Genomic DNA, 26428 nt, shown 5'->3' with positions numbered 1-26428 from the left:
CTTTTCTTTAAAAAATAAACACTTTTTTCTTTATATCGGTCTACTTTTTATATGTTTTAGAGAACAGAGAACGATTTATTTATTTTTCGGTTTGCGGTTTTTCTCTTTTTCTTTTAAATAGTTGATAAATTCGATGGCCTGCTGTTTGCTTTCTGGGGAAAAATCCTGCATATCGCGGTATGCAAGCTGCAGGTCCGGATCTGAGAACATATCGTCATCGGATTTTTTGTCTTTTCCCGTTAATAAGTAATCAGTCGTTACTTGAAAGTAATCAGCCAGCTTTTGGAGTGTGTCGTAATCAGGTTCGCTTCGCCCATTTTCATAGTGGGAATATCGTGCCCGTGACACACCGATGTGTGATGCGATTTCTTCCTGTGTCCTTTTCCCTCTGAGACTCTTCAATCTGCCGCCTATCATACTATGACCTCTCTTTTTTAAACTCCCTACGTTACTTATGATTATAGATACAATATGTATCAAAATAAAGTTATGATAAAAAAAGTATCAAAAATAACTTGATGATACAGTTCGTATCGTTTATACTTGGTAACAGTTGATACGAAATGTATCGAAAACAAACCAGGAGAGTGATCACATGTATCCAATCCAAATTGTTTTTAGTGAAAATCCCATAGATCAGCGCCATCTCGGACAATCCGGCGGCACCATTTCGTTTACGGCATGCGGCCTTCCGGTGTTCCACTTTGAAACGCAAGAGCAGTTTCAAGCATACATGATGTTAAAGGGAGAAGCGGTGTACAATGAAAAACGATAAAAGCTATCCTTTTCCGACGTATTCAGGGTTATTGAATTCAGAACATTATGACAAAATGGGCCCGGCGCTATGGCTGTTTCTCTGGTTTATCAGCTCAACAACAAAAGAAATCGAAAAAGACGGCGTAAGCTGGGGCATCGTACTCGGCCATAAGCCGTTAAAAGCGAGAGAAATGGCGGCAGTCTTCGGCGTAAGTGAAAAAACCGTCAGAAGATGGCTGGAGCTTCTCGAAAACCATGATTACATAAAGGCCGTCCGTGCGCCATACGGACTGATGATTTCGGTCAAGCATTCCAAAAAATTCAGCTTCAGATCGGACAATACTGTACACGGGAGTCTAAAAGAACGGCCATTTTCGCCGCAGACACCGGACACAAACGACCGTACAGATATAGATAAAACAAACAAATATACTGCTGCTGATGATGCAGTGGATCACATTGCGAAGCGGTTTACACAATTACGGTCGGCTCAAGAAGGACGCACCGTGTATCCTTCCTCAAGAGATTATCAAGCCATCGCCCGCATTGTTGCCATCGGCGTTCCTGTCACGCAAACAATCAAATGGCTTGAAGAATGCTTTCAGGCTTTTGAAAACCGGCGGACCGCCGCTTCTGAAACAATCAAGGCTTTTCGCTACTGCTCGAAATTCATTGAAGACAGATTTTTCGCGCAGCAAGCCAAAAAGAATGCCGCAATTCAGCATGAGAGGATGAAAAAACATGACAAAACGAACAATCGAACAGATTTTGGACGAGCTGAGAAGAGGGAGACGTCCATTACTGGCGGACAAACCGGCCGAATCAGACGCAAGCAGGTATGATTGCCTGCGCTGCAAGGATCAGGGAGGTTATCTCGTCAGGCAGAATGGCCTGGAAGTCTGGACGATGTGCAGCTGCATGGCAGAACGGAAAGTGAAGCGGCTGCTGGGTGCAAGTGAGATTACCCACGCTTTCAGACAGCTCGGCTTCAAGGAATTCCGCACGGAGGGAAAGCCGCAGGCCATAAAAGACGCATTTGAGTGTACAAAAGAGTATGTTGCCGATTATGAACAAATCAAGGATTGCCGAAAAAACAGCATTGCCCTTTTAGGACAGCCCGGATCAGGGAAAACACACCTTTTGACTGCCGCTGCCAACGAATTAATGAGAACATGCTATGTGCCTGTCATTTATTTTCCGTTCGTGGAAGGCTTTACTGATCTGAAAAATGATTTTGCCCTATTAGAAGCGAAGCTGAACCGGATGAAGCAGGCGGATGTGCTGTTCATTGATGATCTGTTTAAACCGGTTAACGGCAAACCCCGCGCTACAGATTGGCAATTAGAGCAAATGTATTCGGTACTCAACTATCGCTACTTAAATCATAAACCGATTTTGCTTTCGAGCGAGCTGACAATTGAAGCACTTGTACGGGTCGATGAAGCGCTCGGCACGAGAATCTATGAGATGTGCAGTGACTATTTAGTGATTATCAAAGGAGCAGCCTACGAGCTTAACCATAGATTGGAGGGCGTCAGATAATGTGCAAGCTTTGTCAAACAAAGAAAGTCATTGTGGAACATACCGGTATTGGAGTCGTTTTTCATCCATGTCCGAACTGCCGATCCGGCACTGACTTAACGCCTGTCATTCAAAAGCTGGAGCAAATGCTGACAGCGGGAAAAGCGAGGCTGAATATCTATGATTAAACAGCTGACTGCTCTAATCACTTTGCTGTTTCGGGCAAAGCGAACAGAAAAAAACATTGAACAATGGTATAAGGACGACGGGAAGTGAAAGTGTTGGCAAAGACAAAACAGACAGAGAAAAGCCCTGCGCCGTGGCGTGCTGTCCCGTGCGGGGATACGAAACCGATCTATATTTATTCAGCTTACAGTGAAGAAGAAAAAGAAAGATTTCCGTACTCAAACGGGCGGCTGATTGCAGCTGTATTTGACCTCAGCTCTTATTCGCAAAAAAGCAATGCCGCTTTGATGGCCGCTGCGCCTGAATTGCTGGAAGCGTCTAAAGCAGCACTTGATTTTCTGAAAGGGAATTCTGTTCATTCAAAGGAGCGCATCATTCAGCTATTAGAAAAAGCTGAAGCAAGCGCTGCACCGAAAAGGGGAGGAAAAGAAACATGATTTATCCTAAAAAACTGCTGCATATCGATTCCATCACGCTTAAGAGCCAGCTGGAGGAAGGGAAAATCCGTGTCATTATTGTGGATGGCATCAAGCAAGAAGCATGGATCACAGAAGCGCCCGAGCATGGAAAAACGCTCGTCGAAACAAGAAAGGGCGATCTTGCCCGTGTGGAATTTGAAATCGGCTACAAATTAAATTAAAGCGAAAACAGAATACGTCCAAGACGGAAAGCCTGCGGACACTGATCAACTGCACAGCATTTGTGCGTTGATTGGTGTCCGTTTTTTATTTGCCAAAAATAAGGAGGATCATAGAATGCAAGACTTACTATTTGAATATAAACGCACGCTCAAACAAACAAGAATACAATATAAACCACTCGCTGAGGCAGATGAATCCGTGCTCTCAGCTGAAGAGCTGAAGGATAAAAAAATCATCAGAAATATGATTACTGATCTTGAATATGTAACAGAATGGCTTGAAAAAGGAAGGCAGCCCGGCATCAGACGGGCGATTGACCGGCGTGATGCCTACCAGCGGCTGATGATCAAAGACCCGAGAATCATCGAATCATTTTCCAGCGCTATGATGTTTGAGCCGGACGGACAGGTATCAGAAGAAGACAGAGAGAGAATTCGAGAAGCATTAGCCCTGTTAACGGACAGAGAAAAGGAAATGTTTTTGCTGCATAAGGTAGAATGTTTTTCTTATGAACGGATCGCCGATCTTCTCGGCGTAAAAAAATCGACAGTGCAAACGACGATTAAACGGGCGAGTTTAAAGATGCAAAGACAGCAGGAAGAAATGAATCGATCACTTGCCTGAAAGCTTGTCATACGTTTGCCACCTATAAGTGAATAGAGCATGACACATAAGCGGTTGGCATTATCAGCCGCTTTTATGAATAAACAACCATGCTGGAGGTGGCGGTGATGCCGTAGCATGAAAACACAACAGCGCGAACAAGCATTAGCAATCTATCAACAACATCAAGGAAAGATCACAAATCGGGCGATTGCGGACACAATCGGTGTTTCCGCGAAAACAATCGGCATCTGGAAAAAACAAGACAATTGGAAAGAGGCCCTGTTTTCTGCGTCCAAAAACGAACAAAAACAGCGCCCTATAGACAACGATGAATTAAATGAACGCCAGCGGCTGTTTTGCCTGTATTACGTCAAAAGCTTCAATGCCACACAGTCAGCAATCAAAGCGGGCTATTCTCCGGACAGCGCTCATGTGACGGGCAGCCGGCTCTTAAAAAACGAAAAGGTCGCTGCTGAAATCAGACGCATAAAAAAAGAAATGGTCAATGAGATGTTTATTGAAGCGATGGATGTGCTGCAGGTTTATATCAAGATCGCGTTTGCGGATATTACGGACTATGTGACCTTTGGAAAAAAAGAGGTCCAGGCTGTCGGGAAATCGGGTCCGCTGTTTGATGAAGATGATAACCCGATTATGAAGGAAATCAGCTTTGTCGATGTCAAAGACTCGGGGCTCGTGGACGGCACCATTGTAACGGAAGCAAAGCTTGGCAAAGAAGGCATTGCCATCAAGCTTGCAGATAAAATGAAGGCGCTTGAGAAGCTGTCCCTATATTTTGATTTGTTTCCAGATCAATTTAAACAAAAAATTGAAAATGAGAAATTGAAGCTTGCCAAACAAAAAGCGGAGAAAACAGATGACAGCCAGGAACCGATTGAAATTATGATCAAACGAAAAGAGGGCAAGTCATGATTTTAAAAGAAATCAACCCTCATTTCGAAGATTACGTGTTCAATTGGGAGCAGACGTACCAGTTTCTCGTCGGCGGCTACGGCTCATCCAAAAGCTATCATACGGCATTGAAAATCGTGCTAAAGCTGCTGAAGGAAAAACGGACGGCCCTTGTGATCCGGGAGGTGTTCGATACCCATCGGGATTCGACCTTCGCCTTGTTTCAAGAGGTGATCGAAGAGCTCGGTCTCACAAAGGCTGTGGCATCTCTTTCTTCCCCGCTGCAGCTGCGATTTCACAATGGCAGCCGGATCATGTTCAAAGGAATGGACAATCCGGCAAAATTAAAATCGGTTCATAACATTTCATTAATATGGATTGAAGAGTGCTCAGAGGTGAAGTATGAGGGGTTCAAGGAGTTAATCGGACGTCTTCGCCATCCTGAGCTGAAGCTTCATATGATCTGTACCACCAATCCCGTCGGCACCTCCAATTGGACGTATAGGCATTTTTTTCGGGATGAACGCAAGAAACGGTTTGTGCTGGATGACAGCGAACTTTACGAAAAGCGGACGATTGTGAAGGGAGATACGTATTACCATCATTCCACCGCTAACGACAATCTTTTTCTCCCGGAAAGCTATCTGAAACAGCTTGACGGACTCAAAGAGTATGATCCCGACCTGTACCGGATTGCCCGCAAAGGACGATTCGGCGTCAACGGGATCAGGGTGCTGCCGCAGTTCGAGGTACTCCCGCATAATCAAATGAAAAAATGTATCGCAGCCATCAGCAAGCCAATCTTTCGTACAGGCATGGATTTTGGATTCGAGGAATCCTATAATGCCGTCGTCCGGCTTGCTGTAGATCCTGAAAAAAAATACCTCTACATTTATTGGGAGTATTATCAAAACAAAATGACAGATGACAGGACGGCTGAGGAGCTGCGTGAGTTTATTGAGACACAGGAATTGATCAAAGCCGACTCGGCTGAGCCGAAAAGCATTCAATATTTCCGCCAGCAGGGCTTTCGGATGGTTGGAGCCAGAAAGTTTCCCGGCTCCAGGCTTCAATATACCAAAAAGGTAAAACGGTTCAAAAAAATCTTCTGTTCGGATCGCTGTGAAAATGTCATCTATGAGCTCAAGACACTTACGTATGCCAAAGATAAAAACGGAGCTCTGATTGAGGATGAATTCACGATTGACCCGCATACGCTTTCTGCCATTTGGTATGCGCTTGATGATTATGAGGTTGCTGATATGAAAGAGACAGCACACAAACGAATCCGGCCGAACAGAGAAAGGAGGAGGTCATAAATCATGCACAATCAAACAGTCAGAGCAACTGTATTTAAAGCCAATGCCGCGGCTCCACAAACAAAGCAAATCTATGAAGATGACTTTTCTGAGCTGTACGGAGAGGACATTATCGCTCCGCCCTACAATATCATCGAGCTCAAAACCATTGCCGAATACTCGACCATTCTTCAGCAATGCATTGATGCGTACAGAGTGAATATTACAGGCTTTGGATTCGATGTTGAGTACACATTTGATGTCAACGCAAGTGATGTCGATCAGGCAAAAAAGAAAAGAGCGGAAAAAGACTGGGCCAGACTCGAAGCCTTTTATAAATGTCTTCACTTTGATGAATCAGCTGAAATGATTTTAGGCTATGCCATCGAAGACAGAGAAAAAACAGGCAACGGATTTATGGAAGTGCTTCGCGACGGGGCGGGAAAACCTGCCGGCATCGAATATTTAGATGTGAAATATATGCGTGTATGCGGAGCAGGCGAGCCTGTAGAGGTTTCATTTGTATATGAAGAAAACGGGAAAATGAAAAGGATCAAAAGGCAAAAACGCTTCCGAAAATATGTGCAGATGATCAATGGAAAGAAAGTATTTTTTAAAGAATACGGCGATCCGCGAAAAATGGATATGCGCACAGGTGAATATGTAAACACATTGGCAGAGAAGTATCAAGCAAATGAAGCCATTCACCTCAAAATCGGAAGCGGCGTATACGGTGTACCCCGCTGGATTGGCAATATTGTCAATTTATACGGGGCCCGAAAAGCAGAAGAGCTCAATTTTATGTATTTTAAGCAGGGACGGCACGTCCCCGCTGCGATTACAGTGGAAAACGGGATGCTGTCTGAAGCTTCTTACCGGGAGCTGCAGGAATACATGAATGATCTTGAAGGCGTGGAAAACGCCCATAAATTTCTCCTGATCGAAGCGGAAGGAATCGCAAAAGAAAAGGATCTCCACGGAGGCGAGGATATTACGCCGGTTTCCGTGGAAATCAAATCCTTGGCTGAAATTCTCCAAAACGACGCCTTGTTTCTTGAATACGATGAAAAAAGCAGAAATAAGCTGCGTTCCGCGTTCCGTCTCCCGCCGCTGTATACAGGCGAGGCCCAGGAATACAACCGGGCGACAGCTGATACTGCTAGAAAAATTACGGAGGAGCAGGTTTTTCAGCCGGAGCGAAAAACGCTCGTGAATAAACTGAATACGCTGCTTTTGCCGGAGCTGAATATCCATGACGTCAGGCTGACATTAAAAGGACCGGACTTTCGTGATCCGCTTGAGATTGCGAAGGTGCTCGGTCCTTTTATTACAGCAGGAGCAGTCTCGCCGAATGATTTACGCGACCTTGCCGGACGGGTGCTTGGCAAAACACTGGAGGAGTGGCCGGAGGACATTTATAAACGGCCTGCAGGACAGGATGCGGAAAAGACAAACCTGACTGCGCTCATGCAGGAGTTGAAAGAAAGCATCGAAGATATCAAAACGTCCTGAAGGGAGGTGAATCAAACAGGTGGCGCGAGAATTAAGAAATGCCAAAATCAGCTTTGTCAGTTATGTGGACAAGGCGGCTAACCAGACAGAATTTTTCTTTACGAAGTCAGCCGAACCTCCGTCATTTGAAAAAAAGGTTCGGCTGTTTACAAAAAGTGAGCAGGATGAACAAAAGCTCGTGTACGGAATCGTGTATGAGCCTGATGTTCCTGATGCCCACGGCGATTTTATGACCGCCGAGGAAATTGAAAAAGCGGCGCACGGTTTTCTCGCGGAGGCACGGGAGATTGATATCAATCACAGCTTTGAGGGCGGAACCGGCGTCGTGGTCGAGTCCTATGTGGCGCCCGATGATTTTATGATCGGGCCAAAGCTGATTACAAAGGGCTCATGGGTACTCGTGACAAGAGCGTCTGACGAGGTGTGGGAACAGATTAAGGCTGGAATTATCACCGGCTACAGCATGGCTGGCACTGCAGATGTGTATGAAGAAGAACCGGTCGAAAAAGCAGGGTTCTTTAGTGTATTCAAGCAAATGCTTGCTGACAAAACAGGGAAGGAGACTGAAGAAATGAGAAAAGAAGACATGAAAGAATCATTCGAGCATGCGCTTTACCCTCTGCTCAAACGGCTTGAGCGGATTGAAAAAAACACAGACACGGAGGAAAAGCCGGAGCAGACGGGTGATGACGAGCGTCTGAAAAAGCTCGTTGAAGACATGCTTGCCCCGCTGATCGAACGCATCGAGGCTTTGGAAAAAGCGCGAGGCGCGTCTAAGCAGACAGCGGACGATACGGGCGGCAATACAGAGCAAGTCAAAAAAACAATCTGGAGCGGACTGCTGTAAAACCAGTCAAGGAGGAGGAAATCAATTGAGAAATCAAGAGATCATTCGGAAAGCGGAAATGTCGCTTTCTGCTTTAAAAAGCGGCGGGCTTATGAACCCTGCGCAAGCATCGGCTTTTATCCGCATGGTGCAAAACACGCCGACCATTTTCAGTGAATCCCGCGTGATTCAAATGGAAAATGACTCGCAAAAATTTGAGAAAATCGGCTTCGGCCAGCGTATTCTGCGGGCTGCGCAAGAAGGAAAAGCACTGTCAAACGACGAGCTGACAGTTCCAACGACAAGCACTGTCCAGCTGAACACGAAGGAAGTCATTGCGGAAATTAACATTACGTATGACACACTTGAAAACAATATTGAAAAAGACGGCCTGCAGCAGACAATCATGCAAATTTTAGCAGAGCGCGCAGCAGTTGATATTGAAGAGCTGATCGTTAACGGTGATACAGCATCAGCTGATCCGTATCTGGCACAGCTGGACGGCATCCGTAAACAGGCGGTTTCCCATATCGTTGACATGAACGGTGAAGAACTGTCCAGAGCGACATTCAAGAAAGGCTTAAAGGCAGTTCCGCCAAAATATTTGCGCATCCCTCAGGAATTCAGATTCTATACGTCTCACGGCTTAGAAGTTGAATGGAAGGACCGCGTGGCAGACCGCCAGACAAACCTTGGGGACCAGGCTGTTCAGGGCGGCTTGTCAACAGCATTCGGCGTACCGGTCAAAGGAGTATCCAATATTCAGCCGTACACAGTCGGTGAGGGAGACGCGCAATATGACGCTTCTGATATCATTCTCACACATCCGAAAAATATCATTCTCGGCTTCTCCCGCAATATCCGAATTGAAGTCGACAAAGACATCCGCTCCCGTAAATTCATTATTGTCTTAACGGCCAAGCTGGACAGCAAGTTCGAGGAAGAGGATGCCTGCGCGAAATTAATTAACGTAAAAGAATAATAGAAACGAGGTGGTCAGCTCATGCTCATTGAACCGACTGACGTAGCCTCCTATTCGGTCTATGATCGGGTGAAAAACAGGCCGGAAGAGCTGCTGGCGCAGGATATCATCGAGGCGGAAGCAGAAGCGGCTCTCATCACGGGCCACCGCTTTGAAGACAGCTTGTATGATCCGCTGCCCGGTAAGGTGAAGCTGGCTTTAGTAAAGCTTGCCCAGTATTTTGCGCTTGTCAACAGCGATGAATCTGCCTCATCAAGCTATCAGTCTGAGAAAATGGGGGATTATTCCTACACGGTTTCCGGAGAAGGCGGGATTCAGCGGCCTGAGGTGTATCATTTGCTCGAAGAGTTTATCAAGCCGGGCTACGTCCCTGAATCCTCCAGACTGAAGGTGAGATCTTTATGAGCTACAAGCAGATGCTCATTCACCGTTGCGACATTTATCATGAAGCAGCCCAAGCGCCGTCTGCAGGCCGATTTGGGATTCCGGCAGACAGGCTGCAGCCGGTGATTTCATATCCCGATACACCCGATGAACAAGATGTCCCTTGTTATTTTACCGAAAAAACACAGCAGCTGATTCAGGAGAAGCCGGATCAAACTGTATATCATAGCTTTCTCGTCCATTTTCCGTTGTCAGCGGACATCCGCGTGAACGATAAAATCATTTGGGAGAATCATAAATATATACTAAAGCTGCCGAATAGGATCAGGCATCATCATTGGGAGGTCGTCGCAGTCAGGGATGAAAGCCTATGAAAATAGCGGGATTGAAACAGCTGAACACGGCATTAAAAGAAGCGGCTTCAGGCGGTTTTTCCAGACAGGCGTCCCGGTGGCTTGAGGAGTGCGGGCAAGATTTTCTGGAGATCGTCCAATCTGAACTCATCAGCACACAAACAATTGATACAGAAAAACTGCTCAGTTCCTTTGAGAAAGGCGCAGAGGACAATCTCTGGATTGTGCAAAGCGGCGGGCTTTCGCTTGAGGTGGGGACACAGCTTGATTACGCCTCATTTCTTAATGACGGCCATTGGACGTCAAAACAAGATGTGAGATGGGTGCCGGGGCGTTTTCAAGGCTCACGGTTTATTTATGATCCGGCGGCTTCAACGGGAATGGCGCTCAAGAGAAAATGGATACCGGGCACGGGCTACTGGGATCATGCACTGCTTTTATATGAAAAGCTGTTTGAAAAATCGCTGGAAAGCAAACTGCGCCAGTGGCTGAAGAAGCTGTAAAGGAGGAGCAGGATGAACAGTGAAACAGGATCGATCATGGCGTTTTTGTACAGCCGGTGGTCTGTTCCCATTTATGAACGCGAGCTTCCTGATCACTTTCAGGTGCCGTCGTTATACGTCCCGCCACCATCTGTTTTCGAGGAAACAGATACGGTCTCCACATTTAAAAAAACCTACAGTCTCAATGTAAAACTGTTTCATCTGGACTCCGTTCAGGCGCTGGATGAAGCGGACAGGCTCGCGGATGCCATCAGAGAAGCGAGAAATATGATTCCGCTGCTGAGTGAATCCGGTGAGAAGACGGGGGATATGGTTCGCATCTCCCAAATCGAGACAAGGGTAGGAGACAGGGGCGAGGCGGCCATGGTGATCAGGTGGAGCAGCCGATATTATTATCACAAAACAGAACAGCCTGTCTTACAGGATATCGACATGAACAGCGGGGTGAAATAAACGGTGTCAAAGGACAAACAACAGAAGAAGGCTGTACATACAAAGAGCCGGGAAGCTCTATTTGATACAGCGGATTTGATTAAGCACGCGAAGGAACTGTTCGGCGTTAAGCCGGATATTCTTCAGGGGGCTTTATTTGGCGTGGATCAACCACGTATGACGAAATCAGAAGCCAACCAATTGATTCAAACATTTCTAACCAAGGAGGTCATGTCATCATGAATGGCGGAACATTTACAACAGGCAAAGAAAAAGAACGTGCAGGCATTTATTTTAACTTTAAAACGACGGCACAGGAGCGGGTATCACTCAGTGAACGGGGAACAGTCGCACTTCCGGTCGCATCAAGCTGGGGCGAAGCGAAAACGTTCGTCTCCATTTCCAGTGTTGAAGACCTAAACAAAAAAGTGGGCCTCAGCATTGATGACCCGTCTTTATTGCTGCTGCGTGAAGCGAAGAAAAATGCGAAAACGGTATTGATGTACCGTCTAACCGAAGGTGTCCGAGCGTCTGCTGATATTGCTGAAGGCGTCAAAGCAACTGCAGTATATGGCGGAACAAAAGGAAATGACATTATCATCCGCATCAATCAAAATGTGCTGGATGCTAATTCTTTCGATGTGACAACATATATGGACGAATCAGAGGTTGATAAACAGACTGTCAAAAAGGCTGAAGAATTAACAGCTAACGGCTATGTCACTTTTACCGGAACAGGCGATCTTTCTTCAACGATTCCTCTCACTGGATCAGAAGGAGACACTGCAGCTGAGACGCTGAATGCATCCGCGGGAATCCGTTTATCTGGCGGTACGGATAAAGCCCCTGTCAACTCCGACTATACAGATTTCTTAGCCGCGGCTGAAACGGAGAGCTTTGATGTGATTGCGCTGCCTGTTGCAGAAGGTGACCAGTTGAAGGCGACGTTTGCTGCTTTCATTAAACGCCTGCGCGACGGCCAAGGACAAAAAGTGCAAGGCGTCACAGCCAATTATGCCGGTGATTATGAAGGCATCATCAACGTAACCGAGGGTGTGCTGCTTGAAGATGGCACGGAAGTTACACCGGACAAAGCAACAGCTTGGGTAGCTGGAGCGAGTGCAGGAGCAACCTTTAACCAATCACTTACATTTGTAGAGTACGAAGGCGCAGTTGATGTGTTACACCGCCTTGACCACGATACGATTGTTGAACGTCTGGGCAAGGGTGAATTTTTATTCACATTCGACGCCCGTGATAAATCCGTCAGCGTAGAAAAGGACATTAACTCACTCGTGACGTTCACAGCTGAGAAAAACAAGAAATTTGCAAAGAACAAAATCGTTCGTGTCCTGGATGCTGTGAATAATGATTTAACACGCGAGCTGAAAGCCTTAATTAAATCAAGAAAAGGCAGCGGAAGCGATATCCCGGCATCTGAAGACGGACTGCAGTATGTAAAAACGATGATCACGCAATACATGACAACACTTCAGGATGCAGGCGGCATCACTGGCTTTGATTCCGATGAAGATATCACAATTTCAATGAATGAAGATCGTGACGGCTTCTTGATTGACCTGGCTGTACAGCCTGTCGACGCAGCAGAAAAATTCTACTTTAATGTGGAGGTAAACTAATATGGCATTAAAAGCACAAAACACAATTTCAGGAAAAGAAGGCCGTTTATTCCTCGATGGCGAGGAAATGGCGCACATCAAAACATTTGAAGCAAACGTTGAGAAAAACAAATCTGAAGTCAACATTATGGGCCGCCGCATGACAGGCCATAAAACAACAGGGGCAAATGGAACAGGGACCGCGACGTTTTACAAAGTCACATCAAAATTCGTGCTATTGATGATGGACTATGTCAAAAAAGGCAGCGACCCTTATTTCACGCTCCAAGCCGTGCTGGATGATCAATCCTCCGGCCGGGGCACAGAGCGAGTCACGCTGTACGACGTCAACTTTGACTCTGCCAAAATCGCAAGCCTTGATGTCGATTCAGAAGCGTTAGAGGAAGAAGTTCCATTTACATTCGAAGACTTCGACGTCCCTGAAAAGCTATCTGACACGTTTTAATCAAAGCTGAATCAAGCCCATACGCAGACCTTTCTCAGAAAGGTCTGTTTTTTAAAGATGAAACCAAACAATAGACAAGGGAGTTTTTTACATGAGCGAGAAGAACGAAAACGTATATGATCTTTCCTTTTTTATGCCGGGAAAAACAATTGAAGCTGAGGAAATCAAAGTGCCGATCTCAAAGCGTTTTGTTGATAAAAAAGGGAACATCGTGCCATTTATTTTTAAAGCGATCACGACGGAGCGCATTGATGAATTGGAGAAAGAAACAACAACGTATAAAAATGTCAAAGGCAGAGGCCGTGTAAAAGATTTAGACAGCCAACGCTTTTATGCCCGAATCGCAGTTGAATCAACCGTTTATCCGGACTTCCGTTCAAAAGAGCTTCGAGAAGCTTACAAAACGGCTGACCCGGTAGAAGTTGCGAAACGCGTGCTCTCAGTTGGAGGCGAGTATGCGAACTGGTTAAACAAAGCGATTGAGATTAATGGATTTGAAGATGAATTAGAGGATCTGGAAGACGAAGCAAAAAACTAATCAAGGATGGGCATAAAGAAGCCGTGTATCTCTACTATGCGATGCACGAGCTTCACTATTCCCCATCAGATTTATTGGCGCTCTACGAAGCGCCCAGAAACTATAAAGCGCTGTTGTATGGACTGATCGGATATAAGCTCGATCTCCTTGAAAAACAAGCAAAGAAAGGAGGGGCATCGTAATTGGCAAAGCTGACAGCAAGGTTTGAAATGGAAGACCGTGTAAGTAAAAAGTTAAGAAAGATCCAGAATGGGTTTAGAGCACTTGAAAAATTTAGAAAAATGGTGCAGCGAAAAAGCGCTATTGATGTACGAAAAGAAAGCAAAACTGTATTAAGGACAATTGATCGCATACAAAAATCATTAAAGAAAAAGCTTGGCTCCCAAATGATCTCCATTTCAACTGAGGATAAAGCCAGCAGTATCATTCAGCAGGTTAATGTTCAATTGCAGGGATTGCCGTCATCTGTATCTATTAAAATAGATGCTAGTGACCAAGCAACCGAAAAGTTTGAACGATTAAGAGAGCTCGTGGCAGGTTTTAAAGGCTTTACGATTATGCTGAGTGCAGAAGATCAAGTGTTGCCGGCTGTGCAAAAAATACAGCGCTATATGGAAACTGCACTTAAAAATGGTTACTCTGTTACGATACGCGTGATTGATCACGTCATGAAAACAGTCGGTCGTATTTCTGCTGGTATTGATGCCTTAACAGGAAAAGACAACAAACTTGAGCTCGCTATTAATGACAAGGTGTCAAATAAGCTGGATTCATTGCAGAAAAGAATTGACAGCATGGGAAGCTCAGGTCCCTCCGAGAAAGGAGCGCCTTCAGCAGGAGGAAATACAGGAGATATTGCGAGCATGTTTGATCCAGAAACGATTTTGACAGCACTGGACAAATTTGCTGCTTCATTCATGGAAAAGGTGGATGAAATCGCTACAAAGTTCAGCCCGGAAACAATCTTAACAGAACTGGATAAATTTACAACATCGTTCATGAATAAGGTGGATGAGATCGCCACAAAATTCAGCCCGGAAACAATCTTAACAGAGCTGGATAAATTTACAACATCGTTCATGAGTAAAGTGGACGCAATTGCAACGAAGTTCAGTCCAGAAACGATTCTGGCACAGCTGGATAAGTTCACAGCATCGTTCATGAGCAAAGTTGATGCGATTGCGACAAAGTTCAGTCCAGAGACAATTTTGTCGCAGCTGGATAAGTTCACAACATCGTTCATGAGCAAGGTGGACGCAATCGCGACAAAGTTCAGTCCAGAGACAATTTTGTCCCAGCTGGATAAATTCACAACATCGTTCATGAGTAAAGTGGACGCAATCGCAACAAAGTTCAGTCCAGAGACGATTTTGGCACAGTTGGATAAGTTTACAACATCGTTCATGAATAAAGTGGACGCAATCGCAACAAAGTTCAGTCCAGAGACGATTTTGGCACAGTTGGATAAGTTTACAACATCGTTCATGAATAAAGTGGACGCAATTGCAACGAAGTTCAGTCCAGAAACGATTCTGGCACAGCTGGATAAATTTACAACATCGTTCATGAGTAAAGTGGATGCAATTGCGACAAAGTTCAGTCCAGAGACAATTTTGTCGCAGCTGGATAAGTTCACAACATCGTTCATGAGCAAGGTGGACGCAATCGCGACAAAGTTCAGTCCAGAGACAATTTTGTCCCAGCTGGATAAATTCACAACATCGTTCATGAGTAAAGTGGACGCAATCGCAACAAAGTTCAGTCCAGAGACGATTTTGGCACAGTTGGATAAGTTTACAACATCGTTCATGAATAAAGTGGACGCAATTGCAACGAAGTTCAGTCCAGAAACGATTCTGGCACAGCTGGATAAATTTACAACATCGTTCATGAGTAAAGTGGATGCAATTGCGACAAAGTTCAGTCCAGAGACAATTTTGTCGCAGCTGGATAAATTCACAACATCGTTTATGAGTAAAGTGGATGCAATTGCAAGTAAATTCAGTCCAGAAGCGATTTTTAAGCAGCTTGACAAGTTTACAGATTCCTTTATGAAATAAGTGGATGATATCGCAAGCAAATTCAGTCCAGAAGCGATTTTTAAGCAGCTTGACAAGTTTACAGATTCCTTTATGAAAAAAGTGGATGATATCGCAAGCAAATTCAGTCCAGAAGCGATTTTTAAGCAGCTGGATAAGTTTACAGATTCCTTCATGAAAAAAGTGGATGATATCGTAAGTAAATTCAGCCCGGAAACAATCTTTAATGAGCTTGACAAGTTTACAGATTCCTTCATGAAAAAAGTGGACGATGTCGTAAGTAAATTCAGCCCGGAAACCATTTTTAACGAGCTTGACAAGTTTACAGATTCCTTTATGAAAAAAGTAGATGATGTCGCCAGCAAATTCAGTCCAGACGCCATTATTACTAAAGCGGAAGACTTTGTAACAAATATTGTTGACAAAATTTCAGAGAAATTTAATTTCCTGAATCCGGATAAAATCGCTAATAAAGCAGAAAAGTTTGTTGATAACATTGTTTCAAAAATCGCCAAGAAATTCGAGAAATTCAGCCCTGATAAAATTATTGAAAAAGTGGGAGAGTTTTTTGAAAAAATTATAAAAGGCATTGCTGAGAAGCTGGGGAATCTGGATATTGGCGGGTTGCTTGGCGGCAAATCCAGCGGAAGCAAAGGCAAACAAAAAGCTTCAAAAGCCAATACAAAGAACTCAACTTCTAACAATTCAAACCGCACTAAAAAACCTTCTATGAACCAAAAATCTTCAGGTTCAAAATCGAAAAAGTCAGGCGGCAAATGGGGCGGGGCTTGTGGTTGCTGCTGTGCCGGAATCAGTACAGGCAAAAGCAAAAAAGTCAAAAATAGAAACGGTTCATCAACAAAAGGGAATAAAACAAATCCTGTGAATACACCTAAATCTGCTAAAGGAGCATCAGGCAAAGGTTTTTCAGGCCTTCTGAAAACATTGGGTGAATCAAAAGGCTTAAAAGGCGGACTGAAGGGCTTAAAAGGAGCGGCAAAAGGAATACCAGGATTAGGCGAAATACTGTCCCTTACTGACTTAGCCGGTATCAATAAGGATAATGCTGGTGAAAAAGTAGGTTCAGCCGGCGGAGGTTTAGCAGGAGCCGCTGCAGGAGCGGCTATTGGAAGCGTTGTGCCGGGAGTCGGGACCGCTATTGGCGGTGTTGTAGGAGGAATTGCCGGTACTTTCGGCGGTGAAAGTTTAGGCAAGGCAATTGATGCTGGCGCTCTAGAAGATACATGGAACAGCATTACAGAGGGTGCGCAAAATGCCTGGTCAGCCATTCAGGATACTTGGGGAACTGTATCAACATGGTTTATGGACAATGTCTGGACGCCAGTATCAACTGCAGTTGTGGGTGTAGCAACAAGCATATGGTCCAACATCGTAAATGCATGGACAACGATTCAAACGATATTCAGCACGGTGGCAACATGGTTTATGGACAATGTCTGGACGCCGGTTTCATCAGCAGTTGTGGGTGTAGCAACAGCAATATGGTCTAAAATCGTAAATGCATGGACGACGATTAAAAATGTGTTCAGTACAGTTGCTTCATGGTTTATGAGTAATGTGTGGGGGCCAGTCAAATCTGCTGTAATAGGAGCGGCAACTACAATCTGGGATAAAATGACCGGTGCTTGGAATAAGATTAAGAGTGTTTTCAGTACGGTATCGGGATGGTTCATGGATACAGTTTGGAACCCGGTCAAAAATACAGTCTCAGATGTAGGCAAGGGAATCTCAGATGCTTTCAAAAAAGCGATAGACACCGTTAAGAACATTTGGAAAGGCCTGAGCGGCTGGTTTAAAAAGAATATTCAAGAACCTCTTACAAAGGTGGGAGAAGCGATTTCAGAAGCTTTTTCTAAAGCGTTCGGCTGGGTGAAGCAAATCTGGGATAAAGCTGGCGGCGTAGCTAGTAAAGTAATTAATTTTGTAACCGGCGGCGGTGATCCGAATAAAGGTAAGGATCCGGATAAAAATGCCACAGGCGGCTACATCACCAAACCAACCATCTCGTGGATCGGTGAAGCCGGCAAGGAATTCGTTATCCCGGTTGATAACAACCGAGGCCGGGGGAAGATGCTTCTTTCACAAGCGGCGTCTAAGCTGGGTATGCAAGTTGTAGACGACATGGGAGCAGCTTCGTCTTCTGGCGGAAGTCCAGCATCTGTTTCAGGAGGAGCAGCTGTCAGTCCTCTATCAGGCTCAGCCTCCCCAGCAATGAACACTGTAAATCTTACAGGCCAAGCGTCCACACTCGGACAGCAATTTTCAGAAGGCTTTGGTAAAGGCATCAGCGATCAGCCGGTCAAAATGGAAGACTGGAAAAAGAAAAACATCAATACGCCATTTACACAAATGATTTCTGCTTCACCAAATTACGGTAAACAAATGGTAAGCGGGTATGCCAAGGGCCAAAACGGTACAGCAACCGGAACGGACGGCTTTTTGCAATCAAAAGTTAAAACGCCGTATCAAGCCACTGTGAACAAATCGTCTTCATGGGGCACAGGAACGGTCAAAGGCTTTGCGCAAGGACAAAACTCAACCCAAACAGGGACTGCACAGTATGTGAGTACACATGTTGACAAACCGTTCCTGCGATCAAAAGACACATCGAACAGCTGGGGCTCCGGTTTGATCGGAAACTTTGTGACAGGTATGAATTCTAAATCCAGTGAAGTAAAACAAGCAGCAAAGGATATGGCCAAGAGAGTGGAGCAGGCTTTCCGTGAGGAGCTAGATATTCATTCACCTTCCCGTGTCATGATGAGCTTGGGGCGTTTTGCTTCAATTGGTGTTGTCAAAGGACTTGGCTCAGTAGATGTAAAGAAATATGCTGAAAAACAAGCTGGATCACTGGCGGCTGCCTATTCCGGAATGGGAGCCATGGGCGGGAACGTAAAACAATGGATTATGGCTGCTCTCATGGCCACCAAGACACCGATGAGCTGGCTTCCGGGACTCATGACGATTGCGCAGCATGAGTCCGGAGGCAATCCGAATGCAATTAACTTGTGGGACAGCAACGCAAAAGCAGGGCATCCGTCACAGGGGCTGATGCAGACGATCCCAAGTACCTTTAATGATCACAAAGCGCCGGGCATGGGTAACATTAGAAACCCGATTCACAATGCAGCTGCTGCGATCGGCTACATTAAAAGCAGATATGGGTCAATCAATAATGTGCCGGGTATTAAAAGCCTGAATCATGGCGGTCCGTACGTTGGTTATGCCAACGGCGGACTGATTACGAAAGAACAAATTGCACGTGTCGGAGAAGGAAACAAGCGGGAATGGATCATTCCGGAGGAGCGAGGCATCCGCGGCCGCTACCTCCTTCAGAGAGCTGCGCAAGCTCTTGGTATGGAAGTGACAGATCCGTCTCAATCCCAGCAGTCTGAGCTTTCTTCAGGACAAGTTTCAGCAGTTACATCCGGTACACGGCAAACGATACAAACAGCCGGAACGAAAGAAATAAAGATTGAGTTTAACGGCGATCAGCATTTCCATAATGGACAGGATGCTGATGGCCTGGTTGCGAAAATCAAGCAGGCATTACTTGATGAATTACAAAATGACATTAACACCGGAACAAAGGGGGTCGTGGCTTTTGACTAAGTCTATCTATGAATTTTGGATATCACAGGGGAAAGAAAAGCTGCGATTCCCTGTTCTTCCTGAAGCGATTGATATAGCGAATAGTGTACAAAATGACTCAGTAAAGATAACGGGATTGGGTGAACTAACTTTTATTGAAGAACCCGGAGCAAAAGAAATTTCATTTTCTTCTTTTTTTCCAAAAAAGTATACGCCGATAGCTGAATATCAAAATCTCCCGTCTCCGGAAAATGCCATTGCGAAAATTGAAAAATGGATGAAGGCAAAAAAGCCTGTTCAATTTTTAATTACGGGAACAAAAATCAATATGACATGCAGTATTGAAAGCCTTAAATATAGTGAGGGAGACAATGAAATAGGAGATCGGGATTTTGATATTGTATTAAAAGAATACAAAACCGCTTCCCCGCGGAAAATCAAGCAGAAGAAAAAAACAAAGGCAAAACGTCCGTCGAAGGCTGCGCCGAAGACGTACACAGTGAAAAAGGGAGACACGCTATGGGACATTGCAGGCAGATTTTACGGGAACAGCACTCAATGGCGCAAAATTTGGAACGCCAATAAAACAGCAATGATCAAACGAAGCAAACGGAACATCAGGCAGCCGGGCCACTGGATTTTTCCCGGCCAAAAATTAAAGATACCGCAATGAAACAGGTGATGTATGATGATAGAACTGTTCGTCATTAAAGACACAGAGTGGCTTGAGCTGGTTGCAGAAAGCGTATCGCTTGAAGGCCATCGTTATCAGGCGCCGCGCTCCATTGAAGCGACCATCGTCACCAAACAGGGCGACCAGACGTATTACAGTGTCTCAGAAGGAGATACGGTCTTGTTTAAATGGAAGGGAAAAGAGCTGTTTCGGGGCATTGTTTTTGCAAGAACCCCGGACGAGCATACGCTTGCCTTCAGCGCTTATGACATGCTGCAGTACCTGGTCAAAAACCAGGATATGTACGTGTTTTCCAATCAGCGGGCCGACCAGATCATCAGAAGGATTGCTAGTGACTTCCAGATACCGACAACCTCGATCGCAAACACAGGCCATACGATCAAAAGTCTTGTCATTAAAAATGATACGACATTGTATGACATTATATTAAAAGCGCTGAAACAGACGAAAAGCCAGACAGGACGACATTACCAGCTGTATTCGGAAAAAGGAAAGCTCGGTCTGCGCGCTTGGCCAGATCCGTCAGAGGTATGGGTGCTTGAAACGGGCGTCAATATCACAGGCTACCAATACAGCACTTCTATAAACGACACTGCTACTCGGGTGGTGCTTCGCCGGCAAAAGGACAATAAGACATATAAAGCCTCTGCTAAGGACAGTTCAGGCTTAAATAAATACGGTGTGCTTCAATATACGGAAACGGTCACGGATGACATCAACCAGGCACAGCTTCAGCAGCGGGCAGATGTACGCCTTGCTGAAAAAAAGGGCGTGAAAAAAGAACTGAAAAATATTCAGGCAGTGGGCATCCCGGAAGTGCAGAGCGGCTTGCCCGTCTATATTTCGATTCCAGAGGCCGGTATCAAGAAAACCTATTGGGTAGATACGGACCGGCATGAATTTAAAGGAACGAAACATACGATGACGATCGATGTTGTCGAAAAGAATACGATGCCGGAAGGAGTATCCTGATGAGATTAAGTGAGGCTATAAAACATTTGGCAGTCGGCGCAATTGACGCTGAGTCTCCGGTAGAACTGCTCCCGGCTGAAGTCGTTTCAGTTTCTCCTGTGGAAATCAAATTAAAAGAAAACAGCAAACTGATCATACCGGAAGACGCCATCATTATCCCAAAACGAATGCAGTCCGGAGGAGACGATGCACTCGAGCTGGGGGATCGCCTCATGACCGCGGCTCTGACTGGCGGGCAATCGTTTTTTATTTTAGATAAGGTATAGACAAAACCGCTTCAGTACGAAGGGGTTTTTATTTAGCATGTAAAAGGAGTGGGCATCATGGCCCTGACACCAGAAGTGGAGTTTGAGGATTTTGAAGATGAGAGCGAAGTCATTGAAACCTCGCAAACGTATAAAATAGATTTTGAAAACGGAAGAATTACGAATGAGCTGATTACAGGGCTTGAAGCGATCAGGCAGTTCGTGTATATCGCCTTACAGACAGAACGCTATGCGTATTCCGTATATAGCCATAATGTCGGTAATGAGCTTCAGGACGTGCTGACAGATCATGAGACGACGGATGCCTATAAAAAGATGGAGATTCCGAGGCTGATAGAAGAGGCGCTGGTTTATGATGACCGGATATCTGCTGTAACAGATTTTGAGATTGAAAAACAAGGCGATGCGTTTCATGTGTCCTTCGTGGTGGAGACGGATGAAGGAACGCTTGAGATTGAGGAGGTGATTGGCGAAGATGTTTGAAGATCAGACTTTTGAAGCGATTATGGAGCGTATGCTGAACAGCATTTCCGCAGATATTGACACAAGAGAAGGCAGCGTCATTTATAATGCGTTAGCCCCAGCAGCGGCCGAGCTTGCGAAGTCTTATATATGGCTGGATACTGTGCTTGAGCTAGTTTTTTCTGATACCGCACAAGGCGAATTTTTAGACAGGCGTGCAGCGGAAGCGGGAATTGAACGGACAGCCGCGACAAAGGCGGTCAGAGCGGGAGAGTTTACATCTGGAGTTACTATTCCTGTCGGCTCCCGCTTTTACGTGGATAATCTTTATTTTCAATATACGGCAGACGGGACGCTCATCTGTGAAACACCTGGTGAAGCGGGAAACGCCAATCTGACCGGACGCAATTTACTGTCATTGGATACCATTCCCGGTTTAGAAACGGCCATAGTCAAAGAAATCCTGATTCCGGGGCGCGAGGAAGAGAGAGATGACAGCTTGCGAGAACGGTATTTTACAAGGGTTCGGCGTGAGGCCGTCAGTGCCAATAAAATGCATTATAAAGAGTGGGCTGAGGAAGTGGACGGTGTGGGAAAGGCAAAGATCTTCCCGCTTTGGAACGGTGAAGGCACGGTCAAAATTGTCGTCACCAATGCGAATCTTGAGCCCGCTTCTCATATTTTAATTCAAAAAGTGAAAGATTATATCGACCCTGAACCAGGACAGGGAGAGGGACAGGCGCCAATCGGAGCCGTTGTCACAGTGGAGAGCGCGGTCTGGAAAGAAGTTGAGATTTCTGCCGAAGTGCTGCCTGAGATCAATCACTCAATTGATGAAGTGAAATCAGAAATTGAGGAAGGCGTTTTAAATCTCTTTAAGAAAATGGCGTTTGAAGATAACGTCATCCGCCTTTCTCAAATTAACAATATCGTCTATAATTCACCATCAGTCAGTGACTACTCCAATATTCAAATCAACGGCACGTCTGAAAATCTGGTGCTGAGCGACGTGGAAATTCCTAAGCTTGGGCAGGTGAAGATCATTGAGCAAACAAGATGACATGACAGCGTATCTGCCGCCGTTTCTTACCAGCCTTAAAGAAATGGCTGAGCTGCTGAAAGCGGAAGCGCCTGAGTTTGATAAACAAAATGACAGCATATTTGATCTGACGGATCAGTTATTCATACCGACGGCGACATGGGGGCTCAGCCGCTGGGAAAAGATTTTAAACGTACCGCGGGAATCAGGTGACACTGATAAGATCAGACGATTGAGGCTCATTTCCAAAATGTCGAACATCCCGCCAATCACATACAGGGCCATTGAGCAGGCGGTAAACCGTTTCTTGAAAAACCCGTCTGCACAGGTCCGCCTGATTCCCGGCGAATACCGATTTAACGTCGATATCAATGTTGATGACCTCCAGCACATGAATGAGCTGATCGAAGCGATAGAAAACATGAAGCCCGCTCATTTGGCGTATACGCTCAGAGGCGGATTAAATGAGACGCTTCAAATCAAAGATACTGTCATCCTGAATCACCGCAGATACCGAACAGCCAGTGAGCTCAAGGTCGGTTATTCTGTCACTCTTAACAACAATGAGGTGGTTTTAACTTGATTTCAAGCATATACAGAGAACGCACAGCGGCAGATCTGAAAAGCAGGATTGATCACGTGCTGCTCAACGGCCAAAAAACAGAAATAGTAGATCTCACCATTGACGGTGCGACCGTCACCGTTCTGACAAAACGTGAGGAAGACATCAAGCATATCGAAACGGTACAAATTTTTGACGAGCTGGGCAATGTGATCACAGAGAGAAAGACTGACCTGGACGTCAGCGAAAACAGAACACTCGATTTCAGATTTACCTTTGAGGTGGTGTAAACATGGCATACGAAGAAAAAACAGACTGGCTTCCGGACGACCCAATCAACGAAGATGACGTCAACCGTTGGGAAAAAGGAATAAAAGACGCCCACACCGACCTGGCCGCCCACAAAAACGACATGAACAACCCCCACAACACAACAAAGGCGCAAATCGGTCTGGGGAAAGTGGATAATGTGCAGCAGGCGGCGAAGAAGGATTTTGACAAGCATGAGCAAGATCAGGTGCGGCATGTTACTGAGGAAGAACGAGAGAAATGGAACGGCAGTCAGTTATCTAAGATTACGAAAGATGATGGTTCAGTCTTTATCACTATTGGTAATGGACAAGACTTTAACGAGGTAGCTGCTCAACAAAAGAGATCATTTACTTTTTATACAGCAAAAACAGGTCTGAATACACCTCCGCAACCTACTAAAGGCATTTACTTGTACTCTTCTGAAAAAGAAGGGGAAGCAGTTGCTATGACAAATGATGGGGGCATCTGGAGAAAGACTCTAACGGGGGGAGAATGGTCGGAGTGGAATGCTTTCGAGACAGAAAGTGGATCTAAACTGAAGGCTGATCAAGCTGAAACAAATGCTAAATCTTATACGGACAATCATACTACTAACAGTAGCATACACATAACAAATACTGAACGTACGAAATGGAACGGGGCTCAACTGACAAAGTTAACGAAAGATAACGGCAGAAGAACTTGGGTACCTGATGGGACGGATATTCTATCATTATCAACGGGGTATTATTATGGTGTAGGTAAGAATTTAGTAAACAATCCAGTTAATGATGATAATGCTTGGTATAACTACGATGTGATAGAGGGTGAGAGCGGCAGAAAAACAATTGTTGCTTACCAAAGCTTTGAAGTCACCATGTGGATTGGGATGGTGCATACCGATGGAGAATTCAGAGGATGGAAACGTCTGATCACATCAGAAGAATTGAATAGTGAAAATATCAATAAAATTGGCGATGAGTCACTTTATCAGGACGCATCATACTCTGGAAACAACTATCCTATTGGTATTACCACAGTCGGAATTCTTCAAGGGTCTACAGGATATCCTCATGAATACGGTGAAGTGCTGAATATAAAATCTAGTAAATACCGTTTTGCTCAGTTTTTCTTTTATGCTGGAAATACAGGCCAAAAGAAAATATTTATTCGTCATTGGTATGATAGTGTAGGCTGGACTGAGTTTATTACCATTCCTTCATCAGATGAACTAGAATCTGTTTTAAATACAGCAAGGCTTTATACTGACAGTCATGCGAATAACACGGAAATCCATGTTACGGAGAACGATAAAACAAAATGGAATAACAGCCAGATTTTCAAATTGACTCAAGATGACGGAACGTTGGGAAAATTCTACAATGAAGATTTAAATAATATTATTAAAACAGGATTTTATTATATTTATTCTTCTACGACTGAATTAAATGCTCCTATTAATAGAAATGGGTATTTGCTTGTATATAATGTTGGTACCTATCCGTATCAAGAATTTACTACTTATTCGGGAGAAACAGCTTCTATTCCAGACAACAGAAGAAAATTTATCCGAAATAAAAAGCAAGATTCAGAAGAATGGACTCCGTGGATGGAGATTGAAAATTCACAAGGAGCACAGGCAAAAGCAGACAAAGCTTTAGCTGATGCTAAAACCTATGTAGATACAAATTATACAAATCAAAAATTAACCAAACTTTCAGGTTCTGATGCAATAACAGATGCTAGAACTGGAGGGGATGAGTATCCTCAGGGATTAACTTTAATAGATATTGGTCAAGGAAATAATACCGGTTATCCGCTTCGTTACGGCTTCGTGAAAAATGAGAAACACAGTGATTTTAGATTTGTTCAATATTTTTATGGCACTGGAAATGAATCTGGCAGTTACATTGATAGTACTGGTACATGGATACGGCACTGGTGGAGTGGGTCAGGCTGGACAGCTTGGCATAAAATTTCTGGATTTGCTCACGCAAATATAGGAACTACAGGCATACAGTATTTGGATAAAAAAGCCCACACAAAAATTCAATTTAATCGCAAAAGAAAAGATAGTCACAATGCATTTGATACAAAAAATAGTAGATTCGTTGCTCCTAATGATGGAATGTTTTTAGTAGGAGTGGGGCTGTATATGATAAATACACCGGCTTACATCAATTTTCATCTGAAACTCTATCTAAATGGATCATTGTATAAACCAATTGACCATTTGAGGGGGGACTTTAATGATAAGGAAAGTGAAATGAACCTTGACTTAAATGGTACTGTAACCGTTCCTATGAACAAAGGTGATTATATAGAAATCTATTGCTATTGCAATTATAGCGGTGATGATAGAAGAGGTGTATCCGATTATAACGAGGCATACAACTATATAGACATTCAAGAACTTGGAGGGCTTAACTATCCTACAGTATAAGTATAGGAGGAAAAACGATGATCGCAGAAGCAATCATGTATAAATACCCCAATGCAGATCCAACAAAAGATTTTATCGTTCAGAATGACGGGGAAGGGTCTTATATAGCCGAGTGGAACCTGCGCGCCCCCATCCCAACCCAAAAAGAACTCGAAACCTGGTGGGAGGAGCTGCAAAAAAACCCGCCGTACGAGCCGCCCGATCAGGTAGAGCTTCTCGCTCAGGAGTTGTCGCAGGAAAAGTTGGCACGCAAGCAGCTTGATGAGCTGAACAAAACTTTGGGAAGCGAGCTGGCAGGTATTAAGCTTTCACTACTTTCTTTGAAAGGAGATTACTCTGAATGAATTATTGGGTGCTTGCCCTCTATTATGAGTGGGCGACAGCAGATATGGTAAAGCAAGCATTAGCATATAAAGACTGTTCAATTGAGGATCTGGCAGAGGGTGTGAACAAAAAGCTGATCACAGCTGACCAGTATAAAGAAATTACCGGTAAAGCCATGTAGTAAGGCTT

General features: G+C 44.7%; 32 protein-coding genes and 1 pseudogene. 32 read left to right on the top strand and 1 reads right to left on the bottom strand.

The window, feature by feature from the left end; all coding sequences use genetic code 11:
* Positions 1-75: 75 nt before the first annotated feature.
* On the bottom strand, positions 76-417 hold the full coding sequence (xre, locus tag M1D94_RS14530) for an HTH-type transcriptional regulator Xre (RefSeq protein ID WP_003232719.1): 342 nt from the start codon (positions 415-417) through the stop codon (positions 76-78).
* A 178-nt stretch (positions 418-595) separates the two neighbouring features.
* Between xre and M1D94_RS14525 the strand changes: the two genes are divergently transcribed.
* The 32 genes and pseudogenes from M1D94_RS14525 (at position 596) to M1D94_RS14370 (ending at position 26420) form a co-directional block, all read left to right on the top strand.
* A complete protein-coding gene (locus tag M1D94_RS14525; RefSeq protein WP_021479481.1) occupies positions 596-775 on the top strand; it encodes a hypothetical protein in 180 nt (59 codons plus the stop codon).
* Complete coding sequence (locus M1D94_RS14520; protein WP_021479480.1) at positions 762-1598, top strand: phage-like element PBSX protein XkdB; 837 nt, start codon at positions 762-764, stop codon at positions 1596-1598. The genes M1D94_RS14525 and M1D94_RS14520 overlap by 14 nt, the downstream gene beginning before the upstream one ends.
* The gene (locus M1D94_RS14515) at positions 1498-2298 is read left to right on the top strand and encodes an ATP-binding protein (protein ID WP_015252287.1); all 801 of its coding nucleotides are present in this window, start codon (positions 1498-1500) and stop codon (positions 2296-2298) included. Before M1D94_RS14520 ends, M1D94_RS14515 begins: the two co-directional genes overlap by 101 nt.
* A complete protein-coding gene (locus M1D94_RS14510) occupies positions 2298-2465 on the top strand; it encodes a hypothetical protein (protein WP_003245588.1) in 168 nt (55 codons plus the stop codon). The genes M1D94_RS14515 and M1D94_RS14510 overlap by 1 nt, the downstream gene beginning before the upstream one ends.
* Positions 2466-2549: 84 nt before the next feature.
* Positions 2550-2900, top strand: a complete 351-nt coding sequence (xkdD, locus tag M1D94_RS14505; RefSeq protein ID WP_133953395.1) for a phage-like element PBSX protein XkdD — start codon at positions 2550-2552, stop codon at positions 2898-2900.
* Entirely contained in the window at positions 2897-3103 is a 207-nt protein-coding gene (gene xtrA / locus M1D94_RS14500) for a phage-like element PBSX protein XtrA (RefSeq protein ID WP_133953393.1), read from the top strand. Before xkdD ends, xtrA begins: the two co-directional genes overlap by 4 nt.
* A gap of 115 nt (positions 3104-3218) precedes the next feature.
* Positions 3219-3728, top strand: coding sequence for a sigma-70 family RNA polymerase sigma factor (locus M1D94_RS14495; protein WP_014479550.1), 510 nt, complete (start codon positions 3219-3221; stop codon positions 3726-3728).
* 117 nt (positions 3729-3845) lie between these two features.
* On the top strand, positions 3846-4643 hold the full coding sequence (gene xtmA, locus M1D94_RS14490) for a phage terminase small subunit (protein WP_282627460.1): 798 nt from the start codon (positions 3846-3848) through the stop codon (positions 4641-4643).
* The gene (locus tag M1D94_RS14485; protein WP_282627461.1) at positions 4640-5941 is read left to right on the top strand and encodes a PBSX family phage terminase large subunit; all 1302 of its coding nucleotides are present in this window, start codon (positions 4640-4642) and stop codon (positions 5939-5941) included. The genes xtmA and M1D94_RS14485 overlap by 4 nt, the downstream gene beginning before the upstream one ends.
* A gap of 3 nt (positions 5942-5944) precedes the next feature.
* Entirely contained in the window at positions 5945-7432 is a 1488-nt protein-coding gene (locus M1D94_RS14480; protein WP_003232695.1) for a phage portal protein, read from the top strand.
* Positions 7433-7451: 19 nt separating this feature from the next.
* The gene (locus tag M1D94_RS14475; protein ID WP_282627462.1) at positions 7452-8279 is read left to right on the top strand and encodes an XkdF-like putative serine protease domain-containing protein; all 828 of its coding nucleotides are present in this window, start codon (positions 7452-7454) and stop codon (positions 8277-8279) included.
* A 25-nt stretch (positions 8280-8304) separates the two neighbouring features.
* Positions 8305-9240 carry a phage major capsid protein gene (locus M1D94_RS14470; protein WP_003232690.1) on the top strand — a complete coding sequence of 312 codons (936 nt, stop codon included), beginning with the start codon at positions 8305-8307 and terminating at the stop codon, positions 9238-9240.
* A gap of 21 nt (positions 9241-9261) precedes the next feature.
* Positions 9262-9645 (top strand): protein YqbG, encoded by a 384-nt coding sequence (gene yqbG, locus M1D94_RS14465; protein ID WP_021479474.1) that lies wholly within the window; start codon positions 9262-9264, stop codon positions 9643-9645.
* A complete protein-coding gene (locus tag M1D94_RS14460) occupies positions 9642-9998 on the top strand; it encodes a YqbH/XkdH family protein (RefSeq protein ID WP_049140763.1) in 357 nt (118 codons plus the stop codon). The genes yqbG and M1D94_RS14460 overlap by 4 nt, the downstream gene beginning before the upstream one ends.
* Positions 9995-10480: an HK97 gp10 family phage protein gene (locus tag M1D94_RS14455; RefSeq protein ID WP_049140764.1), complete on the top strand. Its 486-nt coding sequence runs from the start codon at positions 9995-9997 to the stop codon at positions 10478-10480. Before M1D94_RS14460 ends, M1D94_RS14455 begins: the two co-directional genes overlap by 4 nt.
* A 12-nt stretch (positions 10481-10492) precedes the next feature.
* Positions 10493-10933 (top strand): phage-like element PBSX protein XkdJ, encoded by a 441-nt coding sequence (locus M1D94_RS14450; protein WP_003232680.1) that lies wholly within the window; start codon positions 10493-10495, stop codon positions 10931-10933.
* Positions 10934-10936: 3 nt separating this feature from the next.
* Positions 10937-11155 (top strand): hypothetical protein, encoded by a 219-nt coding sequence (locus tag M1D94_RS14445; RefSeq protein ID WP_003232679.1) that lies wholly within the window; start codon positions 10937-10939, stop codon positions 11153-11155.
* Positions 11152-12552: a phage tail sheath family protein gene (locus tag M1D94_RS14440; protein WP_003245369.1), complete on the top strand. Its 1401-nt coding sequence runs from the start codon at positions 11152-11154 to the stop codon at positions 12550-12552. Before M1D94_RS14445 ends, M1D94_RS14440 begins: the two co-directional genes overlap by 4 nt.
* A gap of 1 nt (position 12553) precedes the next feature.
* Positions 12554-12997 (top strand): phage tail tube protein, encoded by a 444-nt coding sequence (locus tag M1D94_RS14435; RefSeq protein WP_003232677.1) that lies wholly within the window; start codon positions 12554-12556, stop codon positions 12995-12997.
* A gap of 91 nt (positions 12998-13088) precedes the next feature.
* Entirely contained in the window at positions 13089-13535 is a 447-nt protein-coding gene (locus M1D94_RS14430) for a phage tail assembly chaperone (RefSeq protein ID WP_014479556.1), read from the top strand.
* 41 nt (positions 13536-13576) lie between these two features.
* Complete coding sequence (locus M1D94_RS14425) at positions 13577-13717, top strand: hypothetical protein (protein WP_014479557.1); 141 nt, start codon at positions 13577-13579, stop codon at positions 13715-13717.
* A pseudogene (locus M1D94_RS14420) lies at positions 13718-19207 on the top strand (transglycosylase SLT domain-containing protein). It abuts the gene before it with no gap.
* Positions 19200-19859 (top strand): LysM peptidoglycan-binding domain-containing protein, encoded by a 660-nt coding sequence (locus M1D94_RS14415; RefSeq protein WP_038828716.1) that lies wholly within the window; start codon positions 19200-19202, stop codon positions 19857-19859. Before M1D94_RS14420 ends, M1D94_RS14415 begins: the two are co-directional and overlap by 8 nt.
* A 15-nt stretch (positions 19860-19874) precedes the next feature.
* Complete coding sequence (locus M1D94_RS14410) at positions 19875-20852, top strand: phage-like element PBSX protein XkdQ (protein ID WP_003245730.1); 978 nt, start codon at positions 19875-19877, stop codon at positions 20850-20852.
* Entirely contained in the window at positions 20852-21118 is a 267-nt protein-coding gene (locus M1D94_RS14405; RefSeq protein WP_046160310.1) for a DUF2577 family protein, read from the top strand. Before M1D94_RS14410 ends, M1D94_RS14405 begins: the two co-directional genes overlap by 1 nt.
* 57 nt (positions 21119-21175) lie before the next feature.
* Positions 21176-21601 carry a DUF2634 domain-containing protein gene (locus M1D94_RS14400; RefSeq protein WP_014663657.1) on the top strand — a complete coding sequence of 142 codons (426 nt, stop codon included), beginning with the start codon at positions 21176-21178 and terminating at the stop codon, positions 21599-21601.
* Positions 21594-22640 carry a baseplate J/gp47 family protein gene (locus tag M1D94_RS14395; RefSeq protein WP_124048337.1) on the top strand — a complete coding sequence of 349 codons (1047 nt, stop codon included), beginning with the start codon at positions 21594-21596 and terminating at the stop codon, positions 22638-22640. Before M1D94_RS14400 ends, M1D94_RS14395 begins: the two co-directional genes overlap by 8 nt.
* A complete protein-coding gene (locus M1D94_RS14390) occupies positions 22624-23202 on the top strand; it encodes a YmfQ family protein (protein ID WP_282627328.1) in 579 nt (192 codons plus the stop codon). Before M1D94_RS14395 ends, M1D94_RS14390 begins: the two co-directional genes overlap by 17 nt.
* Positions 23199-23471 carry a hypothetical protein gene (locus M1D94_RS14385; protein ID WP_070548850.1) on the top strand — a complete coding sequence of 91 codons (273 nt, stop codon included), beginning with the start codon at positions 23199-23201 and terminating at the stop codon, positions 23469-23471. The genes M1D94_RS14390 and M1D94_RS14385 overlap by 4 nt, the downstream gene beginning before the upstream one ends.
* Positions 23472-23473: 2 nt before the next feature.
* Positions 23474-25915, top strand: a complete 2442-nt coding sequence (locus M1D94_RS14380) for a pyocin knob domain-containing protein (protein ID WP_282627329.1) — start codon at positions 23474-23476, stop codon at positions 25913-25915.
* Between the two features lie 17 nt (positions 25916-25932).
* Positions 25933-26259: an XkdW family protein gene (locus tag M1D94_RS14375; RefSeq protein WP_144500803.1), complete on the top strand. Its 327-nt coding sequence runs from the start codon at positions 25933-25935 to the stop codon at positions 26257-26259.
* The gene (locus M1D94_RS14370) at positions 26256-26420 is read left to right on the top strand and encodes an XkdX family protein (RefSeq protein ID WP_014479563.1); all 165 of its coding nucleotides are present in this window, start codon (positions 26256-26258) and stop codon (positions 26418-26420) included. Before M1D94_RS14375 ends, M1D94_RS14370 begins: the two co-directional genes overlap by 4 nt.
* Positions 26421-26428 lie beyond the last annotated feature (8 nt).

This window comes from Bacillus sp. JZ109, assembly GCF_053903135.1.
The sequence above is the reverse complement of the archived record's forward strand: the minus strand, read 5'-3'. Positions and strand labels throughout refer to the sequence as shown.

What these genes read in the sequence shown, in the direction of transcription:
- M1D94_RS14395 (WP_124048337.1), top strand. Translation starts at nt 21,594, where the DNA reads ATGTTTGAAGATCAGACTTTTGAAGCGATTATGGAGCGTATGCTGAAC.
- M1D94_RS14380 (WP_282627329.1), top strand. Translation starts at nt 23,474, where the DNA reads ATGGCATACGAAGAAAAAACAGACTGGCTTCCGGACGACCCAATCAAC.
- M1D94_RS14525 (WP_021479481.1), top strand. Translation starts at nt 596, where the DNA reads ATGTATCCAATCCAAATTGTTTTTAGTGAAAATCCCATAGATCAGCGC.
- M1D94_RS14450 (WP_003232680.1), top strand. Translation starts at nt 10,493, where the DNA reads ATGAACAGTGAAACAGGATCGATCATGGCGTTTTTGTACAGCCGGTGG.
- xre (WP_003232719.1), bottom strand. Translation starts at nt 417, where the DNA reads ATGATAGGCGGCAGATTGAAGAGTCTCAGAGGGAAAAGGACACAGGAA.
- M1D94_RS14455 (WP_049140764.1), top strand. Translation starts at nt 9,995, where the DNA reads ATGAAAATAGCGGGATTGAAACAGCTGAACACGGCATTAAAAGAAGCG.
- M1D94_RS14375 (WP_144500803.1), top strand. Translation starts at nt 25,933, where the DNA reads ATGATCGCAGAAGCAATCATGTATAAATACCCCAATGCAGATCCAACA.
- M1D94_RS14405 (WP_046160310.1), top strand. Translation starts at nt 20,852, where the DNA reads ATGAGATTAAGTGAGGCTATAAAACATTTGGCAGTCGGCGCAATTGAC.
- M1D94_RS14435 (WP_003232677.1), top strand. Translation starts at nt 12,554, where the DNA reads ATGGCATTAAAAGCACAAAACACAATTTCAGGAAAAGAAGGCCGTTTA.
- xtrA (WP_133953393.1), top strand. Translation starts at nt 2,897, where the DNA reads ATGATTTATCCTAAAAAACTGCTGCATATCGATTCCATCACGCTTAAG.
- M1D94_RS14520 (WP_021479480.1), top strand. Translation starts at nt 762, where the DNA reads ATGAAAAACGATAAAAGCTATCCTTTTCCGACGTATTCAGGGTTATTG.
- M1D94_RS14495 (WP_014479550.1), top strand. Translation starts at nt 3,219, where the DNA reads ATGCAAGACTTACTATTTGAATATAAACGCACGCTCAAACAAACAAGA.
- M1D94_RS14440 (WP_003245369.1), top strand. Translation starts at nt 11,152, where the DNA reads ATGAATGGCGGAACATTTACAACAGGCAAAGAAAAAGAACGTGCAGGC.
- M1D94_RS14410 (WP_003245730.1), top strand. Translation starts at nt 19,875, where the DNA reads ATGATAGAACTGTTCGTCATTAAAGACACAGAGTGGCTTGAGCTGGTT.
- M1D94_RS14430 (WP_014479556.1), top strand. Translation starts at nt 13,089, where the DNA reads ATGAGCGAGAAGAACGAAAACGTATATGATCTTTCCTTTTTTATGCCG.
- M1D94_RS14460 (WP_049140763.1), top strand. Translation starts at nt 9,642, where the DNA reads ATGAGCTACAAGCAGATGCTCATTCACCGTTGCGACATTTATCATGAA.
- M1D94_RS14400 (WP_014663657.1), top strand. Translation starts at nt 21,176, where the DNA reads ATGGCCCTGACACCAGAAGTGGAGTTTGAGGATTTTGAAGATGAGAGC.
- M1D94_RS14485 (WP_282627461.1), top strand. Translation starts at nt 4,640, where the DNA reads ATGATTTTAAAAGAAATCAACCCTCATTTCGAAGATTACGTGTTCAAT.
- M1D94_RS14425 (WP_014479557.1), top strand. Translation starts at nt 13,577, where the DNA reads ATGCACGAGCTTCACTATTCCCCATCAGATTTATTGGCGCTCTACGAA.
- M1D94_RS14510 (WP_003245588.1), top strand. Translation starts at nt 2,298, where the DNA reads ATGTGCAAGCTTTGTCAAACAAAGAAAGTCATTGTGGAACATACCGGT.
- M1D94_RS14515 (WP_015252287.1), top strand. Translation starts at nt 1,498, where the DNA reads ATGACAAAACGAACAATCGAACAGATTTTGGACGAGCTGAGAAGAGGG.
- xtmA (WP_282627460.1), top strand. Translation starts at nt 3,846, where the DNA reads ATGAAAACACAACAGCGCGAACAAGCATTAGCAATCTATCAACAACAT.
- yqbG (WP_021479474.1), top strand. Translation starts at nt 9,262, where the DNA reads ATGCTCATTGAACCGACTGACGTAGCCTCCTATTCGGTCTATGATCGG.
- M1D94_RS14480 (WP_003232695.1), top strand. Translation starts at nt 5,945, where the DNA reads ATGCACAATCAAACAGTCAGAGCAACTGTATTTAAAGCCAATGCCGCG.
- M1D94_RS14370 (WP_014479563.1), top strand. Translation starts at nt 26,256, where the DNA reads ATGAATTATTGGGTGCTTGCCCTCTATTATGAGTGGGCGACAGCAGAT.